The sequence below is a fragment of the Carnobacterium sp. FSL E2-0243 genome (genome assembly GCF_038003605.1).
Classification (GTDB): domain Bacteria; phylum Bacillota; class Bacilli; order Lactobacillales; family Carnobacteriaceae; genus Carnobacterium; species Carnobacterium maltaromaticum.
Window position 1 is genome coordinate 2,112,607 of record NZ_JBBOPM010000001.1, and the last position, 20,235, is coordinate 2,132,841.

General features: G+C 36.1%; 13 protein-coding genes. All 13 read right to left on the reverse strand.

The genetic code is table 11. The features are described 5' to 3' along the window. Nucleotides 1–4: 4 nt before the first annotated feature. Nucleotides 5–3,436, reverse strand: coding sequence for a pyruvate carboxylase (locus MHI00_RS09925; RefSeq protein ID WP_341113280.1), 3,432 nt, complete (start codon nt 3,434–3,436; stop codon nt 5–7). Between the two features lie 151 nt (nt 3,437–3,587). Beyond that, complete coding sequence (locus MHI00_RS09930) at nt 3,588–4,760, reverse strand: FtsW/RodA/SpoVE family cell cycle protein (protein WP_051926659.1); 1,173 nt, start codon at nt 4,758–4,760, stop codon at nt 3,588–3,590. Between the two features lie 39 nt (nt 4,761–4,799). Further along, nucleotides 4,800–5,087: a YlaN family protein gene (locus MHI00_RS09935; protein WP_010054794.1), complete on the reverse strand. Its 288-nt coding sequence runs from the start codon at nt 5,085–5,087 to the stop codon at nt 4,800–4,802. 277 nt (nt 5,088–5,364) lie between these two features. Then, entirely contained in the window at nt 5,365–7,206 is a 1,842-nt protein-coding gene (gene typA, locus MHI00_RS09940; protein ID WP_010054793.1) for a translational GTPase TypA, read from the reverse strand. A gap of 594 nt (nt 7,207–7,800) precedes the next feature. Further along, entirely contained in the window at nt 7,801–9,087 is a 1,287-nt protein-coding gene (gene icd, locus MHI00_RS09945; RefSeq protein ID WP_341115142.1) for an NADP-dependent isocitrate dehydrogenase, read from the reverse strand. After that, nucleotides 9,087–10,229: a citrate/2-methylcitrate synthase gene (locus MHI00_RS09950; RefSeq protein WP_010054791.1), complete on the reverse strand. Its 1,143-nt coding sequence runs from the start codon at nt 10,227–10,229 to the stop codon at nt 9,087–9,089. The genes icd and MHI00_RS09950 overlap by 1 nt, the downstream gene beginning before the upstream one ends. A gap of 70 nt (nt 10,230–10,299) precedes the next feature. Beyond that, a complete protein-coding gene (acnA, locus tag MHI00_RS09955; RefSeq protein WP_056998673.1) occupies nt 10,300–13,011 on the reverse strand; it encodes an aconitate hydratase AcnA in 2,712 nt (903 codons plus the stop codon). Between the two features lie 580 nt (nt 13,012–13,591). Further along, nucleotides 13,592–14,371, reverse strand: coding sequence for an inositol monophosphatase family protein (locus MHI00_RS09960; RefSeq protein WP_341113290.1), 780 nt, complete (start codon nt 14,369–14,371; stop codon nt 13,592–13,594). A gap of 137 nt (nt 14,372–14,508) precedes the next feature. After that, on the reverse strand, nt 14,509–14,781 hold the full coding sequence (locus tag MHI00_RS09965; RefSeq protein WP_010054787.1) for a UPF0223 family protein: 273 nt from the start codon (nt 14,779–14,781) through the stop codon (nt 14,509–14,511). A gap of 21 nt (nt 14,782–14,802) precedes the next feature. After that, nucleotides 14,803–15,750, reverse strand: coding sequence for a lactate/malate family dehydrogenase (locus tag MHI00_RS09970; RefSeq protein ID WP_010054784.1), 948 nt, complete (start codon nt 15,748–15,750; stop codon nt 14,803–14,805). 315 nt (nt 15,751–16,065) lie between these two features. Further along, nucleotides 16,066–17,472, reverse strand: coding sequence for a dihydrolipoyl dehydrogenase (gene lpdA, locus MHI00_RS09975; protein WP_010054783.1), 1,407 nt, complete (start codon nt 17,470–17,472; stop codon nt 16,066–16,068). A gap of 7 nt (nt 17,473–17,479) precedes the next feature. Then, entirely contained in the window at nt 17,480–19,117 is a 1,638-nt protein-coding gene (locus MHI00_RS09980) for a dihydrolipoyllysine-residue acetyltransferase (protein ID WP_341113294.1), read from the reverse strand. 138 nt (nt 19,118–19,255) lie between these two features. Further along, nucleotides 19,256–20,233, reverse strand: a complete 978-nt coding sequence (locus tag MHI00_RS09985; RefSeq protein ID WP_010054781.1) for an alpha-ketoacid dehydrogenase subunit beta — start codon at nt 20,231–20,233, stop codon at nt 19,256–19,258. Nucleotides 20,234–20,235 lie beyond the last annotated feature (2 nt).

Genomic DNA, 20,235 nt, shown 5'->3' on the forward strand with positions numbered 1-20,235 from the left:
GCATTTATCTAGGTTTAATTTCAATCAATAAATCGCCTGTTTCAATAATATCTTCATTTTGAACATAAATTTGATCGACAATCCCCTCAAAGTTAGCTTGAATTGTTGTTTCCATCTTCATAGCTTCAGTGATTAAAATCGGTTGCCCTGCTTTAACACGCTCGCCTTTTTCTACCAATACTTCCAAAACAGAACCTGGCATCGTTGCTCCAACTTGCTCTTTATTCGTTGGCTCAGCTTTTCTGCGTAAAGTAGCTGTCCCTTTAATACTAATATCTTTAATCACAACTTCACGCCCTTGACCATTTAACTCGAAGTACAAAATACGATTCCCTTCAGAATCAGGTTCGCCTACTTCGATTAATTTAATAATCAACGTTTTACCTTTTTCAATTCGAACTTCCACAGATTCACCGTGACGCATTCCATGGAAGAATGTTGGCGTATCAAGTAAGGTCACATCTCCATATTGATCATGCATTTTGCAATACTCTAAGAATACTTGAGGGTACATAATGTAACTCAGCACATCTTCATGAGTGGGCTCTTCTCCCATTTTTTCAGCTAATTCTTTTTTCACAGCTGCAAAATCAACCGATTTAGCTAATGAACCAGGACGAACAGTGATTGCTTTTTTGTCTTTTAAGATTATTTTTTGTAATTTCTCAGGGAATCCGCCAACAGGTTGACCTAAGTCGCCTCTAAAGAAACCAATAACAGAATCTGGGAAATCAATTGAAGCACCTTTTTCATAAACATCTGCTTCACTTAAACCATTCTGAATCATAAATAAGGCCATATCTCCAACAACTTTAGAAGAAGGCGTTACTTTGACTACATCGCCAAACATTTGGTTTACAGTTGAATACATCTGTTTAACTTCTTCCCACTTCTCACCTAGCCCAACAGCTTTTGCTTGTTGTTGCAGATTAGAATACTGACCACCAGGCATTTCATGTTGATAAACTTCTGTTTGTGGTGCACTAATTCCATTTTCAAAATCTGTATAAAAACCACGTACATCTTCCCAGTAATGGTTTAATTGTTGGACATTTTTAATCTCAATATCAGGTGTCCGATCACCATTAACTAAGGCATAATATAAACTACTCATACTTGGCTGACTAGTCGCTCCACTAATTGCACTCATTGCAACATCGACAATATCGACACCCGCTTTAACTGCTGAGGCATACGTGAAGATGCCATTTCCACTAGTGTCATGAGTATGCAAATGAATTGGCACATCCACAGTTGCTTTCAGTTCACTGATTAAGCGATAAGCAGCTTGTGGCATTAACAAACCAGCCATATCTTTCAAGGCAATGATATGGGCGCCTTGGCGTTCCAGCTCCAATGCCATTTCTTTGTAGTAATCCACTGTATATTTTGCTCGTTTAGGATCATTAATATCTCCTGTATAACAAATTGCCGCTTCAGCAATTTTTCCAGTATCACGAACTGCTTGAATACTTTTTTCCATTTGTGGAATCCAGTTTAAGCTATCAAATATACGGAAAACGTCAATTCCATTAGTTGCTGCTTGCTGAATAAATTCAACAATAACATTGTCCGGATAATTTTGGTATCCAACGGCATTCGACCCTCTAAATAGCATTTGGAATAACGTATTTGGCATCCGACGGCGTAATTTTCTTAATCTTTCCCATGGATCTTCGTTTAAGAAACGATAAGCTACATCGAAGGTTGCTCCACCCCACATTTCTTCTGAGAATAATTGCGGAATACCTTTTTGTGTTTCCTCAGCAATATTCACAAAATCTTGTGTTCTCACACGTGTCGCTAATAAACTTTGGTGAGCATCTCTAAAGGTTGTATCCGTTAAAAGAACTTGATTTTGATTTTTTACCCATTCAACAACGGCGTCTGCCCCTTGGCTATCTAAAATATTTTTAGCACTTATATATGGTTCATTCGGTAAAATTAATTTACTTGGTACTCGCGCTGCCTCTAAGAATTTTTTCTCGCCTTTTTCGATACCAGGGAAACCATTGACTGTTATATTGCCAATATATTTCATTGTTTTATTGCCACGATCTCGTGTTTTAGGGAAAATAAATAACTCTGGAGATGTATCAATAAAAGTTGTTTTGGCATTACCTGATAAAAAGATTGGATGTGAAATAACATTTTGCATAAACGGAATATTCGTTTTAACACCACGAATTCTAAATTCTTTCAACGAACGATCCATTTTTTTCACAGCATCATCAAACGTCATTCCTTGCACACAAACTTTAACTAGCAACGAATCGAAAAATGGCGAAACTACGCTTCCTTGGAAACCATTACCCGCATCTAAACGAATCCCAAAACCACCTGGTGAACGATACGTATCAATTTTACCTGTATCTGGTAAAAAGTTATTCATTGGATCTTCTGTTGTAATTCGACATTGAATCGCTGCACCAATCATATGCAAATCTTTTTGCTGTGGCAAATGCATGTCTTTAAATAAATCCATTCCCATCGCAATTTTAATTTGTGATTGAACAATATCAATACCTGTAATCATTTCAGTAATTGTATGCTCTACTTGAACACGTGGATTTACCTCAATAAAATAAAAACGGTCATCCTCTAATAAAAATTCTACTGTCCCAGCATTTATATAGCCTACATGCTTCATTAATTGAACAGCTGCGTCACACATTTCATGGCGTAACTCTGTTGAAATAGACACACATGGAGCTACTTCTACAACCTTTTGATGACGACGCTGCACAGAACAATCTCTCTCAAATAAATGGAGTACATTTCCATGAGTATCGCCTAAAATCTGCACTTCAATATGTTTGGGGCTAGAAATATAGCGTTCAACATAAACTTCATCACTACCAAAAGCTGATTTAGCCTCACTTTTAGCACGTTCATAACTATCTTTCGCCTCCGCTTTGGATGCCGCAACACGCATGCCACGTCCTCCGCCACCAAGCGCCGCTTTTACCATAATTGGATACCCATGAGTTTCTCCAAATTCAAGAACCTCGTCTAAACTATTTACAGGTCCATTTGTACCAGGAATCGATTGAATACCGGCTGCAACAGCCGCTTCTTTTGCTTTAATTTTATCTCCAAAGATATCTAAATGATGCAAGCTAGGACCAATAAAAATAATCCCTTCTTCTTGACAACGACGAGCAAAGGTCAAATTTTCAGATAGAAAACCATAACCAGGATGAATCGCATCCGCTCCCGCATATTTTGCAATCCGGATCATGTCTTCAATATCTAAGTAGGCTTCAATTGGTTTCTTTCCTTTTCCCACCAAATAAGCTTCATCTGCTTTAAAACGATGCACAGAACCCGCGTCTTCTTGCGCATAAACAGCAACTGTATCAATGTGTAACTCTGTACAGGCTCTAAAAATTCGAATCGCAATTTCCCCACGATTAGCTACTAATATCTTTTTCATGATCCCCACTCCTCTAATTATTAATGTTTATTTCATTAGTCTATCTGTTTTTATAGAAAAAAAAGACCTCATCAAGCTGAAGTCCTTTTCTGCTTATTTTTCATTATACACAATTCTTGCATCAGTTAACATCAATTTCTCTAATTGTTTTCTAATTTCTTTTTTCAGCTATTCTTTTTTGTTGATTTATTTTCTCAGTAGCACTAACGTTTAGCACTAAACCAATCGAAATCGTCAATACAAGCGTACTAGAGCCTCCGTAACTTATAAAAGGGAATGTTACTCCCGTAATCGGTAAAAGCCCAATTACCCCACCTAAATTGATAAATCCTTGGACTAATAACATTGTTGCAATCCCAATACATAGTAACGAGCCAAAAGCATCTTTTGCCCGAATACCAATTAGATAAATTCTTAAAATCAAAAAAACAAAAATCGAAACGACTACGAGTACCCCGACCAAGCCTAACTCTTCGCCTAAAATAGAAATAATAAAATCCGTAAACGGTTCTGGCAAATAACCCGTTTTTTGGACACTCTGTCCAATTCCAACCCCGAATAAACCACCTCGACTTAGCGCATAGTATGAATTAATTAACTGTGTGCCCGCTGTGTCAGAAACTGAAAAAGGATCCCAAAAAGCCAGAAAACGATCATATTGATACTCTTGTAAAAAAAAGAGCTTCGTGCCATAAACCTTTACAAGTTCTAAAATCCCATAAATTAAGGCCATGCCTGCAATTCCTAATGATATCCCCAGAGAAGCAGAAACCCCACTAGCAAAAATCATGACCACACCGATTACCAAGATAATTCCAGCTCCACCAATATCTGGCTGCATAATAATTAAAGCTAAGAAAATCAAAAAGATCGTCACTGGTGGAGTGATTGTTTTCCTAAATTCATGAACAATACCTTTTTGTTTCTTAGAAAAAATAAAAGCAAAATACCAAATAATGACAATCTTAGCATATTCGGCTGGCTGCACACTAATCCCTGCAATCCTTAGCCATCCTGCGGCTCCATTCAACTCTTTTCCAAAGAAAAAAAGGTATAGGAGCATCACTAAAATAACCATCACTGCGGACATCATTAATCGCTTTGATTTGAAAAGTTCATATTTAAAAAGTAAAACAAACATCGTAACAAAAAAGCCTAATAAAACAAAGACGCCTTGTTGTTTAAAAAAAGTGTCTGGTGCCGCATTAATCGGCGCAATGGTTGCTGCAAAACTACTTGCACTATAAACCATAAGAACCCCAAAAACTGACAGTACAATGTAAGGGATAAAGATATAATAATCAATATTTTTTAATTTTTTCATTGATTCGGCTAGCTTAAATAGCCTTGCCTCCCTTATTTCTTATACTTGTTCTTTCTTTTCATCATACATTTCAGTATAGACATCGTTTAAATTTTTCTCTAAATCGCTTAAAACGCGATGACCTTCTGTATCTGTTAGAACACCTATTTTAACTGCATAGTCAACCTCTTTAGAAAAGCCATACATTTGAGTATCAACAACTTCTTCAAAAGCTGGACATTGTGCCAAACATAGATGTTGCTTTTGACTATTAATTAAATTATAAATTTTTTCAGCATCTGCCATTAAGATATCTAATGCTGTCTGTTTTTGAACAAATTCATTCATAATTGGGTTCTCCTCCTCTATTCATTCTATTCTATTATAGCATAAATATATATACTATATAATAACACAGAAAGCATAAATTCTCTCAATTTTTCATTAATTAATTTAAATTATACGACTCACTTCCAATTCAAATTAAATAAATACAATCTAAATGACTCGTTCCTTTCTATTCCAATGTTTCCATTATTTTATCTCATCCTACGCTTAATCAATCTAATACAAATAAAAAAACAGCTAAAACCTCAATTGGCTTTAACTGTTTTTCAACTATTTATTATTCAGTTGCTAAACGTTTTTTCTTAGCAGATTTTTCACGTTCGTTTTTATTTAATACTTGTTTACGCAAACGAATGCTTTCTGGTGTTACTTCACAGTACTCATCGTCTCCTAAGAATTCTAATGATTCTTCTAGAGATAACGTACGAGGACGTTTGATGACATTTGTTTGATCTTTATTCGCTGAACGAACGTTGGTCATTTGTTTCGCTTTAGTGATATTAACTGTAATATCATTTTCACGAGAGTTTTCTCCAACAATCATTCCTTCATAAATTTCAACACCTGGTTCGATAAAGATTGTTCCACGGTCTTCAACACCCATAATTCCGTAAGTCGTTGTTTTACCAGTTTCAGTTGAAACTAATGCACCATTACGACGTCCGCCAATTTTACCAGCAGCTAACGGTAAATATTGATCGAATGTATGGTTCATAATACCGTAACCACGAGTCATTGAAAGGAACTCAGTTGAGTAACCAATCAATCCACGAGCAGGAGCAAGGAACGTTAAACGAACTTGTCCATTTCCGTTATTTTGCATATCTTGCATTTCGCCTTTACGTTGGCTTAATGATTCAATGATTGATCCCATATATTCTTCTGGAGTGTCAATTTGAACTAATTCAAAAGGCTCACAAACTTTTCCATCAAATTGTTTCAAGATAACAGATGGACGTGATACTTGTAATTCATAACCTTCACGACGCATATTTTCAATTAAGATTGACAAATGTAATTCGCCACGACCAGATACGATCCAAGCATCAGGAGAACCTGTACTTTCAACACGTAAAGACACATCTGTGTGTAATTGAGACATTAAACGTTCTTCAATTTTACGAGATGTTACCCATTTACCTTCGCGTCCTGCGAATGGAGAGTTATTTACTAAGAAAGTCATTTGTAAAGTTGGTTCATCAATGTGTAAAACTGGTAATGGATCTTGATGATCAACAGGTGTTACTGTTTCTCCAACAAAGATATCTTCCATACCAGATACTGCGATTAAATCACCAGCAATAGCTTCATTAATTTCAACACGAGAAAGTCCGAAGAAACCAAATAATTTTGTTACACGGAAATTTTTAGTTGATCCATCTAATTTTGTTAATGTTACGTTATCGCCAACTTTAATTTTCCCACGGAAAACACGGCCGATTCCGATACGTCCAACATAGTCATTGTAGTCTAATAATGATACTTGGAATTGTAACGGTTCGTCACTATTATCAATAGGAGCTGGAATAGCTTCGATAATTGTATCAAAAACATTATCCATTGTTGCTTCTTGATCATTTTTATCGTCAGACATGCTTGAAGTTCCATTCATCGCTGAAGCGTAAATAACTGGGAACTCTAATTGATCATCATCTGCACCTAATTCAATAAATAATTCTAATACTTCATCAACAACTTCTGCAGGACGAGCTGCATCACGGTCAATTTTATTTACAACAACAATCGGTGTTAATTTTTGTTCTAAGGCTTTTTTCAATACAAAACGCGTTTGCGGCATTGTACCTTCGTAAGCATCAACAACTAAAACAACTCCATCAACCATTTTCATGATACGTTCAACTTCGCCACCGAAATCCGCGTGACCAGGTGTATCCATAATGTTAATGCGAGTGCCTTTATAATCAACAGCCGTGTTTTTAGCTAAAATTGTGATACCACGTTCTTTTTCAATATCACCAGAATCCATTGCTCTTTCTGCTAATTCATTGTGTGAATCTAATGTTTCTGATTGTTTTAACAATTCATCCACTAGAGTCGTTTTACCATGGTCAACGTGGGCAATGATTGCAACGTTTCTAATGTCAGTTCTTCTTTTCATAAATATTTTCCTCCGAGACTCTTTAAGAGTTATTTCAATGCTATACTGATTCGCTATCCACTTCTAAGTGTAAAACAGTTCGCTTCAAGCTACATCTAGTAAGCTACTTGGGAACTTTTCATAAGTTTCTGCAAAATCCAAAGTGAAAACGCATTGAAAACTTATGAAGACAACTATCAACTTGTCTAGTCTAACACTAAATCGGGACTTTGAAAAGAAAAAAATCTTGGTTTTGCAGGTTTTTTTTTAGAAAACGTTTCATTAATGAAAAATTCTTCATTTTTTTCTCCGCCTCTCTTCTTTTTATTTTTTTAAAACAACTAGCACAACTCGCTTTAAAGTTGATACTTCACCTGTTCCTTCAAAATAAATAACACCTCTAAATTCCATTTTAATTGAATTGAAAATCTTTTTCAACTCTTATGTGCATTCAAAAACAGAGTCAAAAATTCTTTATTTTAAAGGACCTTTTCGCATAAATCCTACTATATCAAAAGTAAAAATCTCATTTACTTATTAAAATGGACAGAAAAATAGTATCCCTATACTTAACGAATGTCAGGCAAGAAATACTATTTTCTGATTCTATTTAAATTATTGCAATGAACTAGCCTGAATCAGCTTAACTAACTCTTCACCAAATCCAGAACAACTAACTTCAGTTGCCTGAGGCATCTGTCTCGCAAAATCCATCGTAACAGTTTTATTTGCAATGGCTTGTTCAATACTTGACGTAATCAGCTCAGCAACTTCTCCCCAGCCTATATAATCAAATAATAATGCACCTGATAGTAATAAAGATGAGGGATTCAATTGATTTAAGCCAGCAAATTCAGGTGCTGTTCCATGTGTCGCTTCAAAAATACCGTGACCTGTTTCCTCATTTAAATTAGCTCCCGGTGCAATTCCAATGCCTCCAACTTGCGCTGCTAGTGCATCTGAAATATAATCTCCATTTAAATTCAACGTAGCGATCACATCGTAATCAGCTGGATGAATCAAGATTTCTTGCAGAAAAATATCGGCAATCTTGTCTTTAATGATTAATTTACCTTCTGCTAAAGCTTGTTTATAGGCTTCTTCTGCCTGGTTTTTGCCTTGCTCCTCTTTAATTTTTTGATACTTAGTCCAAGTAAATACATCCTTACCAAATTCTTTTTCAGCTAACTCATAACCCCAATTTTTAAAACCACCTTCAGTAAATTTCATAATATTACCTTTATGAACTAAAGTAACGGACTTACGTTTATGAGAAAGTGCATGCTGAATTGCACTTCGGACTAAACGTTCTGTTCCTTCTTTTGAAACTGGCTTCACTCCAATTGCCGAGGACTCAGGAAATCTAATTTTATCAACATTAAACTCATTTTTTAAAAAGGCAATTAACTTATTTGCTTCAGGACTACCTGCTGCAAACTCAATTCCAGCATAGATATCTTCCGTATTTTCTCTAAATATTTGCATATCCGTTAATTCTGGATGACGCATAGGCGAAGGTACTCCTTTGAAATAACGAACTGGACGATAACAAATATACAAATCTAAGGTTTGCCTTAAAGTAACATTAAGTGACCTAAATCCACCTCCAATTGGAGTGGTTAATGGCCCTTTAATCGCCACATAATGACTTTTTATAATTTCCAATGTCTCGTCAGGCAACCAATTCCCAGTTGAATTAAAAGCCTTCTCACCAGCCAATACTTCTTGCCAGATTACTTTCCGTTCATTCCCATACGCCTTTGAAACCGCTGCTTCAAATACCGCTTTAGCTGCTTGCCAAATTTCCGGACCAATCCCGTCACCTTCAATAAATGGAATAATCGGAAAATTAGGCACCTTTAGTTGACCATGTTCAAATTCGATTTTTGTACCTTGACTCATCATTCAGCTCCCCCTATCGATACTTCTTTATTTAATGGTGTATAAACTTGATTTTGTGGTCCAACATAGTGAGACCTTGGTCGGATTAAACAATCTTCAACTTTTTGCTCATAAATATGACCTAGCCAACCTGAAACACGGCTCATAGCAAAAAGTAAGGTAAATAAGTCACTATCAATACCTAAACAATGGTAAACCGTTGCTGAATAAAAATCGACATTTGGAATTAAACCTTTTGTTTCTTTTAAGTACTCTTCAACTTGACAAGATAAAAAATACCACTGCTCTTTTCCATTAGCCATTGTCAATTCTTTAGCTAGTTTTTTCAAATGCTTTTTACGAGGATCTTCGGTTTTATAGACACGATGCCCAAAACCCATGACTTTTTCTTTACGGCTTAACTTTTGATCTAGATACTCTTCCACACTTAAATTTCCAGCTTCAATTTCTAGTAACATATCAAAAACACGCTCGTTCGCTCCACCATGTAACGGGCCTTTCAAAGAACCAATAGCTGCAGTAATACACGAGTAACTATCCGAAGATGTTGAGGCACAAACTCTAGCTGTAAATGTGCTAGCATTTAGATCGTGATCCGCATGCAAAACTAAGGCTTCATTCATGGCTGAAACAGCTTGTTCATCTGCCTCTTCCCCTGTTAACATATACATGAAATTAGCCGCAAAAGACAAATCATAGCGTGGTGCAATCGGATCTAATCCGACTCGTAAACGAGAATAGGCTGCAATAATAGTTGGTATTTTAGCTTGTAAAGATAAACTTTGTTCATATACAGCCTCAGGATTAATTTCTTCTGCTTTTGGGTCGAAAACGCCTAATAATGAAACAGTTGAACGAAGCACACTCATTGGATGTAAATTTTGCCTTGTCTGAATTTTCAAACACGTAATAATCGTATCTGAAATGGCCATATTTGCTTGTAATTCTTGTATGAAAATAGAAAATTCCAGTTCTGTCGGCATTTTCAAATGCCACAATAAATAAACAACTTCCTCAAAGGAGACATTTTTTTCAACTAGCTCATCAATATTATATCCAGCAAAAAGTAATTGATTTTCTACAATTGAGCTAATTTTCGTTTCAGAAACAATCACACCTTCTAACCCCTTATGAATTTCCATTCTATCTCCCCCTAAAGTAAGTAGAAAAACTAAGAGCATTATCTCTTAGTTTTTCTACTCATATCTATTTCTATAACTTATTTTTCAACTTTTTTCGAACGACCATTGGCAAAATCCCACCATGGCGATAATAAGTTAAATCAACTTCTGAATCAAATCGAACCGTAGTCATAAATTGAATCTTAGTCCCATTTTTACTTGTAGCACAAACAGGTACATCCCCTAGTAGCCCAATTGTGTCTTCTATATCAATTGCAAATTCCTCTGTCCCATCAAGACCTAAAGTCTCTGCCCCTTCACCAGGTTTAAATTGTAAAGGTAGTACACCCATCATCACTAAATTAGAACGATGAATTCGTTCATAACTTTTGGCAATAACAGCCTCGACTCCAAGTAATTGAACTCCTTTAGCAGCCCAATCTCTGGAAGAACCCATTCCATAATCTTCCCCGGCCAAAATCACTAAGCCTTTACCCTCAGCTTGATACTTCATTGCTGCGTCATAAATGGACATGATTTCATTTGTCGGTTCAAATTTTGTAATTCCCCCCTCTGTATCAGGTACAAGTTGATTGCGAATCCGAATGTTAGCTAATGTGCCGCGCATCATAACTTCATGATGACCGCGTCTTGACCCATAAGAATTAAAATTACGAATCGCAATGCCTTTTTCTAATAAATATTTACCAGCTGGACTACCTGGCCCTATACTTCCGGCAGGCGAAATATGATCTGTTGTAACAGAATCACCAAATTTCCCTAATACGGCTAAGTTTCTTAGTGGTTTAATTTCTTTAGGTTCCAAAGACATTCCATCAAAATAAGGTGGGTTTGCAATATAAGTTGATTCTGGATCCCAAGGATATAAAGCTTCATCGGTTGTTTCAATGGCATTCCATTCTGCATTATCACTAAAAACATGTTCATACTCTTTCTTAAATAATTCTGGCGTAACATAGGCTTCTATTAACGTTTCAATTTCAGCCCGTGTAGGCCAAATATCTTTGAAATAAACAGCTTCCCCTTGATTAGAGACACCAATCGCATCATTTATAACATCAACATTGACATTACCCGCTAAAGCATACAAAACAACCAGTGGCGGTGAAGCCAAATAATTGGCTTTTACTAATGCATGAATGCGACCTTCAAAATTACGATTGCCGCTTAGTACAGCGGACACCAATAAATTTTCTTCTTTAATGACCTCTTCAACTTCTGGGCGTAACGGACCAGAATTCCCAATACAAGTTGTGCAGCCATATCCGACTAAATTAAAACCTAATTTTTCTAGATAGGGCAATAATCCGGCTTTCTCTAAATAAGCTGTAACAACTTTAGAACCAGGAGCTAAGGATGTTTTTACATATGTTGGAACTTCTAAGCCTAATTCTACAGCCTTTTTCGCAACTAACCCGGCACTGATCATCACAAAAGGATTGGATGTATTTGTACAAGACGTAATTGCTGCAATCGCTAGAGCACCTGTTTTCATTTGAACTTTTTTTTGATCCAGTTCTACTTCAACTGTTTTTTCAACTTCTTTAGCACTTAGACCGAAGCCTAGATTTCCTTCTGGCGCTGTTAATGCACGCTTAAAATCAGCTTGCATTTGAGATAATGGAACTAAATCTTGGGGACGTTTTGGTCCAGCCAAATTAGCTTCAATTTCACTTAAATCAATTTCAATAATTGTTGTATAATCAGGATCAGTTGTTTTTCCTGGCGTATAAAAGAGTTGGTTTTCTTCTAAATAACGTTTTACCAACGCAATTTGATTCGATTCACGACCCGTTAAACGCAAATAATTTAATGTCTCTTGATCAACTGGGAAAAAGCCGCAAGTTGCTCCATATTCAGGTGCCATATTGGCAACCGTCGCTCGATCCGCTAGTGTTAAATAGTTTAGCCCAGGTCCAAAAAATTCCACAAATTTCCCTACCACTTTGTATTCTCGCAAAACTTGAGTAACTTTCAATGCTAAATCTGTTGCAGTCGCTCCACTAGATAATTCATTAACAAAACGAACCCCAACAACATCCGGAATTGGAAAATAAGAAGGTTCTCCTAGCATACTTGCTTCCGCTTCAATTCCACCAACACCCCAGCCTAAAACACCTAAAGCATTTACCATCGTGGTATGTGAGTCTGTTCCAACCAAACTATCTGGATAAATTAAAAATTCTTTTTCATTTAGTTGCTTTGTTGTTACAACAGTCGCAAGATATTCAATATTGACTTGATGTACAATTCCTGTTGCTGGAGGTACAACACGATAATTATCAAAAGCTTTTTGTGCCCAACTTAAAAAACGGTAACGCTCCTCATTGCGTTGGAATTCCATTTTCATATTAACTTGCAAGGCGTTCATTGTTCCAGCGGCATCTACCTGTACAGAATGATCCACAACCAAATCAACTGGTACTTCTGGATTAATCGTTGTAGGATCACCACCTAAATCAGCGATAGTTTTACGCAAAGAAGCTAAATCTACAACTGCAGGTACACCTGTAAAATCTTGAAGAATCACACGAGAAGGTTTAAAAGGTACTTCTCCCTCATTCGAATTCTTCCCAGACCACTTAGCCAACTGTTTAATATGCTCTTCTGTAATGCCATTTTCACCTGCTTGTCTTAAAACAGATTCTAATAAAACTCTGATAGAAAAAGGCAGTTTTTTTATTTCAATAGTCTCTAATTTTTCTAACGTTTTTAATTGATAATAATGATACGTATTTTCTCCAATAGTTAGCACTGCTTCTGATTTTTTTTTAATCGTCACATCTATACCCCCTAATACTAAAAAGTTAACATCACTACTCTAGTCCCAAATAGATGTTATCTTTTTTGTTTGATAAAATTGCTGACAGTTCTTGTTTTAAGGCAGCTCATAGAATTTTATTGCCTTTTCTTTCTCTGATTCTCGTAATTATACATACAATATTATTATTTGTAAACTCAATATACGTATTGTAAACGGATTTAACGAGATATCAACTTACAATACGATGTAATGTTCATGTTAGGTTTAATTTAGATGTTTTCTTTTAAAAAAATATCCTTTACTTGTCATTTTTATTCAGTATAAGTTAAAATTAGCGTTTTGTCATCAAATTCACATCACTATTTAATCTAATGTCTTTTTGCTCATTTTATAACAATCTGGCAAATTAGTTTTTCTGATTTTCATCAGTTTGTCGCTAAAACAACTTTATTTGATTTAAGACTCATTCTCTATGTAATTTGTTACTAATTTTTGAATTTTATTTTTTCTAAGGTTTTTTCAATAAAAAAGTAAAAAAAGAGGAATTATTTCAAGCATAATCGCTCTAAAATACATCCTCTCTTCTCATTTATTTATGTTAAATATCTACTAAATAATTAGTTAAAATTTCTTTATGAGCAGTAGGTGTCGCTATAATCGTCGCGTTTTGTTGCAATAAATCGACAGGCTCTCCATTAATTTGCGTATAGACCAATCCGAGTTCCTCTGCAATAACTTTACCAGCTGCCATATCCCACGGTTGAAGGCGATGCGTAATATAAGCAACTAAGCGTCCAGCCGCTACATGAACTGTTTCAATTCCAGCTGACCCAACCATTCTTAATCCCGAACTACCACGTACTATCTCTTTTGCCTTATATTTATCTGAACTAAAAACACCACTGCTGAGTGCCACTAATCCTTCTCGAAGCTCAATATCAGCAACATTTGGAAGTGGATTACCATTTAAATAAGCTCCCTCTCCAGCTAATGCCCAATAAAATTCACCAGCCATGACATCATAAATATACCCCATTCGGCCTTCACCATCTTGATAAACACCAATCATAATCGCAAAATTTGCTTGCTGCTTAACAAAATTCAATGTGCCATCAATGGGATCAATAATCCAAACTCTACCAACCAAATCCTCAATTTTGTCCCCATAACCCTCTTCACCTAGAATTCGGTCATCTGGAAAATTCCTTCGAATTTTTTCAATTAAAAACTGTTCAATTTTTTTATCCATATTTGTAACCAAGTCGTTTCGATCTGATTTAATCTCAATAGTTAAAGTTGTTTTGAAAGATTCTTTAATCATAGCTGCAGCTTCTTCCATCCAACTGCGAATGAGTTTATCCATCTGGTCTCGTGTCATACAAAAGCACCTCTATCTTCATTCTTTACTTTATTGTATCAAATTTAAGCGTGTAAAGCGAATTCAATAACTATTTTACTTGGTAAAAAAAAATCAGAGCAAACCGCCTAAATTAGGACGAATTCCTCTGATTATTTTTATAATTTTATGCTTTTACGGTTACTTTCTTTGGCTTCCTTGACTACTTTGTACAAAGAATAACCTGAAATGTGTTCAAACTCCCTGCCCCACTTCTTTTCTTCGCCAATGGCTGGAACAACTTTCTTAAAAGCTTGATACTTTTTTAAGAAGTCCTCCCGACTAACTCCTTTTTCATAGGCTAGTTCAACCATTCGCCAGAGGTCAATGACTTGAATCATTTCATCTTGTGTCCAATCTAAATCAATCGGATAACTGTAACTTTTCTCCATTTTTACACCTTGCTCTTTCGCTTATTTCCCTTGCTCAATAAAGTCTAATTTTTCTCTGACTTCTTTAGCTACAGCTAAGATTTCTTGTTTTTCACTATCAGAAAACCCTAACTCATAGCTAGCACTTAATCCATTTTCACCTAGTAAAATTGGTAAGGACAAAGGAATTGCTTTGTATTCGTCAATATCAACTAAATGAACCAGTGGCACAATTGCTTCTTCATTATTTCCAATAAACTGAAGAATTTTAGATAAAATTGCTGCAATTGTGTACCCTGACTCTGTGATTTTTAACGCGTCACTTCGTTTTAAAATCTTTTCTTCCATTTCAAACATGACATCTTGATTGAAATCATTATCAGGATTCACAGTTAATCCTAGCACCGGCGTACCACCAACATACGCTCGACTCCAGATCGCTACCTTTTGATTTCGATCACTTCCTCCAACAATATACCCTTTGACGTCTCGAACGGAAATTTTAAAGAATTTACTTAACATATTTTGAAAATAAATCGTGTCAAAATAGGTCCCAATTCCAAAAATACGTTCTTTTGGTAGTCCAGAAAACTTCCAGATTAAATACGTAAAAATATCACTAGGCTCACTAGCCACCAGCACCATTCCATCAAAACTATTTGCCATGGCTTGATTCACAATTTTGCGGATTAGTTTGATATTTCTTTTTAAGTAATCATGATCTGTCTCTCCCTCGATTCGTTCTTCAATGGCCGTAATCACCAATAAATCAGTATCGTGGAAGTCTTTTTCATTGCCAATCTTCAAAGCGCCATTAGGAAAAATGGATTCAGTGTAACTTAAATCCTCAATCACATCTTTCTCTAACCCTGGCAAGTTCAACACGACCAACTCTTTGATTTGCATCTTAATCATGCTTAAGAATATAAAATCATAGGCTGATTCATTGGAACCTGCAATCATCACTTTATTGAGATGACCTCTACCCATCTAACACCCTCCTGTATCTCATCCAAATCAAAAAAAGAAAAAATTCCTTTTAATTCCTCTTCTATTATATCTAAAAAAAACACATTATAGTAACTTTTGTAACAAAGTCATCAATTTGTCATTTTATCGTAAAGAAAACGGTTTTTTAGTCATAAAAAAAATGATTAATTGATTGGGCCATTAAAAGCTATTTATGGCTGAATCTCTCCAATTATAAATAAAAACTTCCGACTCATAAAGAATCGGAAGTTTATTTTATAAGCAACTAAATATATTTAGCACTAGTCGTCTATGCGTCTAGATTTGAATTTAAACTTAAATGTGGATTGGTAATCCTAATGCTAATTCAGCAGCATCCATAACAGTTTCTGCTAATGATGGATGAGCATGGATAGTTAAAGCAATATCCTCAGCGTTCATGCCAGCTTCAAGAGCTAAACCTAACTCAGCAATAATATCACTAGCACCAACACCAGCAACTTGTGCTCCGACAAGAACATTATCTTCTTTAGTTGTTACTAAACGAACGAATCCTTCAGTAGCATTTAAAGAAAGTGCACGTCCATTACCTTGTAATGGGAATTTAGAAGCTTTTACATCTAAACCTTGTGCTTTAGCTTCTGCTTGAGTAAGTCCAACAGATGCTAATTCAGGATCTGTAAAACATACAGCAGGCATTGCTTTGTAATCTACTGCAACTTTTTTACCAGAGATTGCTTCAGCAGCAATTTTAGCTTCGTAACTAGCTTTATGAGCTAAAGCTAAACCAGGAACAATATCTCCAATTGCATAGATATTTGATTTATTTGTGCGACCTTGTGCATCAACCGTAATTAAACCACGTTCTCCAACTTCAACACCAGCTTGTTCTAAGCCCAGTTCATCAGTATTAGGACGACGTCCAACCGTTACCATCACGTAGTCTGCATCAATTGATTTTTCAGCGCCATCTACTTCATATTTAACTGTAACGCCATCTGCAGTTTCAATTGCTTCTTTAGCCATTGCACTAGTTTCAATTGTAACATTTTTCTTTTTAAAGTTATCTGTTACATATTTAACCATATCTTTTTCAAAGTTAGGCAAAATTGAAGGTGCTCCTTCTAAAATAACAACTTCAGCTCCTAAATTAGCATACGCTCCTGCTAATTCACTACCAATGTAACCTCCACCGATAACTACTAATTTTTTAGGAACTTCTTTAAGTGCTAATCCACCAGTTGAATCAATAATACGTTTGCCAAATTTGAAACCTTTGATTTCAATTGGACGGCTACCAGTAGCCACAATTGCATTATTAAAGCTATAGCTTTGTGCATTCGTTTCAGTCATAACACGTAAATCATGCTCATCAACGAAGAAAGCTTCACCTCTTAAAATTTCAACTTTGTGTTTTTTTAACAGCATTTCAACACCTGAAGTTAATGATTTAACTACTTTGTTATCTTTCCATTCTTGTGTTTTAGCAAAATCTAAAACCACGTTTTCAGCAGTTACACCAAAAACCTCAGAATGCATTGCATCTTGATAATGATGTCCAGCACTAATTAGTGCTTTTGAAGGAATACATCCAACGTTTAAACATACACCACCGATGTGTTCTTTTTCAACAATGGCAACTTTTTGTCCCATTTGAGCGGCACGAATTGCAGCTACATAGCCTCCAGGGCCTGAACCAATTACAACTGTGTCTAATTCTATTGCGAAATCTCCTACTACCATTTTAAGATCATCCTTCCATTAATAATAATTCTGGATCAGCTAGCAATGTTTTCATGTCGTTCATTGCTTTTTGAGCTGTTGCGCCATCAATAATACGGTGGTCAAAGCTTAGAGACAATTGCATAACTGGAGCAACTACAATTTCGTCGTCCGCGTTAACAATAGCTTTCTTAGCAATTTTACCAACGCCTAGAATAGCAACTTCTGGGTAATTGATAACTGGAGTAAACCAACCGCCACCAATTGAACCGATATTACTAATTGTTGTTGATCCGCCACGCATATCTGCTGCTGCTAATTTACCAGCAGCTGCTGCTTGAGCATGAGTTGTGATTTCGCCAGCAATTGAGAAGATACTTTTCGCATCTGCATTTTTAATATTTGGAACAAACAAACCATGATCTGTATCTGTCGCAATTCCAATATTGAAATAGTGTTTATAAACGATTTCTTGAGTAGCGTCATCAATAGAAGCATTTAACGCTGGATATTTGCGTAAAACAGATACCAATGCTTTAACGACATATGGTAAGAATGTTAATTTAACGCCTTTATCAGCTGCAACATCTTTGAAACGTTTTCTATGAGCCATTAATTTAGTTGCATCTACTTCATCAAATAATGTCACGTGAGGAGCCGTTGCTTTGCTATTTACCATAGCTTTTGCAATTGCTTTACGTGTTGGTGACATTTTTTCTCTTGTTTCCATTTCGCCAAGATTTGAGCTAAATGGTTGTGCTGGTGCAGCAGCTTTTTCAGCAGGTGCATTATTTTGTGCTGCTGGTGTAGTACTTGCAGTTTCAACTTTTGCTGGTGCAGCAGAACCATTGAAGTTTAAGATATCTTCTTTAGTAATGCGACCATTTTTTCCAGTTGGTGCAACTGTACTAATGTCAATTCCTTTTTCACGCGCTAATTGGCGAACAGAAGGCATTGCTAAAATACGTTTTGATGGATCAGATACTGCTACAACACCAGAACCATTTCCTGTTGCTGGTTGTGTTGGAGCTTCAGAAGTAGGAACTGCAGCAGGTTGTGCTGGAGTTTGTTCAGAAGCAGGAGCACTGTGATCAACGTAATCAGGAGCATCAATTTCAACTAAAACGTCGCCAACATTAGCAACTGTTCCTTCAGAAACAAGAATATTTTTAACAATACCTGTTACTGGAGATGGAATTTCTTCAACTGATTTATCATTTTGTACTTCTAGTAAAGTATCATCTTCTTTGATTGTATCTCCTGGAGCTACAAACCATTTAACGATCTCGCCTTCAGCAATTCCTTCACCGATATCTGGTAATTTGAACTGGAATAAAGCTGCGTTACCGCTTGTTGCTGCTGGTGCTGCTGGTGCTGGAGCTTCAGTTTTTGCTGGAGCAGGAGCTGCAGCTTCTTCTTCTTCATAACCAGGAGCATCGATTTCAACTAAAACATCACCAACTACGGCAACTGTTCCTTCTTCAACTAAGATACTTTTAATTGTACCTGTCACTGGAGATGGAATTTCTTCAACTGATTTATCGTTTTGTACTTCTAATAAAGTATCGTCTTCTTTAATTGTATCGCCAACTTTAGCAAACCACTTAACGATTTCACCTTCATGAATTCCTTCACCAATATCTGGTAATTTAAATTTAAAAGCCATTTTTAATAACTTCCCTTCTTAATAACTACTTTTAATTGTGTGCTACTTTTTAATCTGAGCTTCAACTATAAAACAAATACAATCAATCAATATCTATTGAAAGGATCGATTGTATTCGCCTAAACTATTTAATTTTTATTAGAAGTTGTAGATTTCTTTGATTTTTTCTTCAATGTCATTTGCATTTGGTAACCAAGCATTTTCAGCTTGACCAAAAGGAAAGACAGTATCTGGTGCAGCTACGCGTCCAATTGGAGCTTCTAATGAAAGAATTGCACGTTCAGAAATTTCTGACATCACCATTGCACCAACACCTGCTTGACGTTGTGCTTCTTGAACAACAACAACACGGCCAGTTTTTTCAACTGAAGCAATAATTGTTTCAATATCCAATGGAGAAACAGTTCTAAGATCGACGATTTCAACTGAAATGCCTTCTTTTTCTAATTTTTCTGCTGCTTTAAGGGCTTCACGAACCATTGCGCCATAAGTGATAACTGAAATATCAGTACCTTCTTTAGCAATCGCTGCTTTACCTAGAGGAACAGTATACGCTTCTTCTGGAACTTCTTCACGGAAAGAACGGTATAATTTCATATGCTCTAAGAAAACAACTGGATCGTTGTCACGAATTGCTGAAATTAAAAGTCCTTTTGCATCATAAGGGTTACTTGGAATAACAATTTTAATCCCTGGTGATTGAGCAATTAATCCTTCTAAGTTATCTGAGTGTAATTCTGGAGTATGAACTCCTCCACCAAATGGTGCACGGATTGTAATTGGTAAGTTACGAGTACCACTCATACGGTAACGTGTACGAGCTGCTTGTCCAACGATTGAATCCATTACTTCAAATACAAATCCGAAGAATTGAATTTCTGGAACTGGACGGAAGCCTTCTAATGCTAAACCAACTGCAAGACCACCAATACCAGACTCAGCAAGAGGTGTATCGAAAACACGGTCTTCGCCATATGTTGCTTGTAATCCTTCAGTGGCACGGAAAACTCCACCGTTATTCCCAACATCTTCACCAAAAATCAAGACGTTTTCATCTTTACCAAGTTCAAGTGCAAGCGCATCAGTAATCGCTTGGATCATTGTTTTTTGTGCCATGA

Bases quoted from the DNA above. Each gene is read 5' to 3' on its own strand.
- MHI00_RS09925 (WP_341113280.1), bottom strand. From the start codon at position 3,436: ATGAAAAAGATATTAGTAGCTAATCGTGGGGAAATTGCGATTCGAATT.
- MHI00_RS09930 (WP_051926659.1), bottom strand. From the start codon at position 4,760: ATGAAAAAATTAAAAAATATTGATTATTATATCTTTATCCCTTACATT.
- MHI00_RS09935 (WP_010054794.1), bottom strand. From the start codon at position 5,087: ATGAATGAATTTGTTCAAAAACAGACAGCATTAGATATCTTAATGGCA.
- typA (WP_010054793.1), bottom strand. From the start codon at position 7,206: ATGAAAAGAAGAACTGACATTAGAAACGTTGCAATCATTGCCCACGTT.
- icd (WP_341115142.1), bottom strand. From the start codon at position 9,087: ATGAGTCAAGGTACAAAAATCGAATTTGAACATGGTCAACTAAAGGTG.
- MHI00_RS09950 (WP_010054791.1), bottom strand. From the start codon at position 10,229: ATGGAAATTCATAAGGGGTTAGAAGGTGTGATTGTTTCTGAAACGAAA.
- MHI00_RS09960 (WP_341113290.1), bottom strand. From the start codon at position 14,371: ATGACACGAGACCAGATGGATAAACTCATTCGCAGTTGGATGGAAGAA.
- MHI00_RS09965 (WP_010054787.1), bottom strand. From the start codon at position 14,781: ATGGAGAAAAGTTACAGTTATCCGATTGATTTAGATTGGACACAAGAT.
- MHI00_RS09970 (WP_010054784.1), bottom strand. From the start codon at position 15,750: ATGGGTAGAGGTCATCTCAATAAAGTGATGATTGCAGGTTCCAATGAA.
- lpdA (WP_010054783.1), bottom strand. From the start codon at position 17,472: ATGGTAGTAGGAGATTTCGCAATAGAATTAGACACAGTTGTAATTGGT.
- MHI00_RS09980 (WP_341113294.1), bottom strand. From the start codon at position 19,117: ATGGCTTTTAAATTTAAATTACCAGATATTGGTGAAGGAATTCATGAA.
- MHI00_RS09985 (WP_010054781.1), bottom strand. From the start codon at position 20,233: ATGGCACAAAAAACAATGATCCAAGCGATTACTGATGCGCTTGCACTT.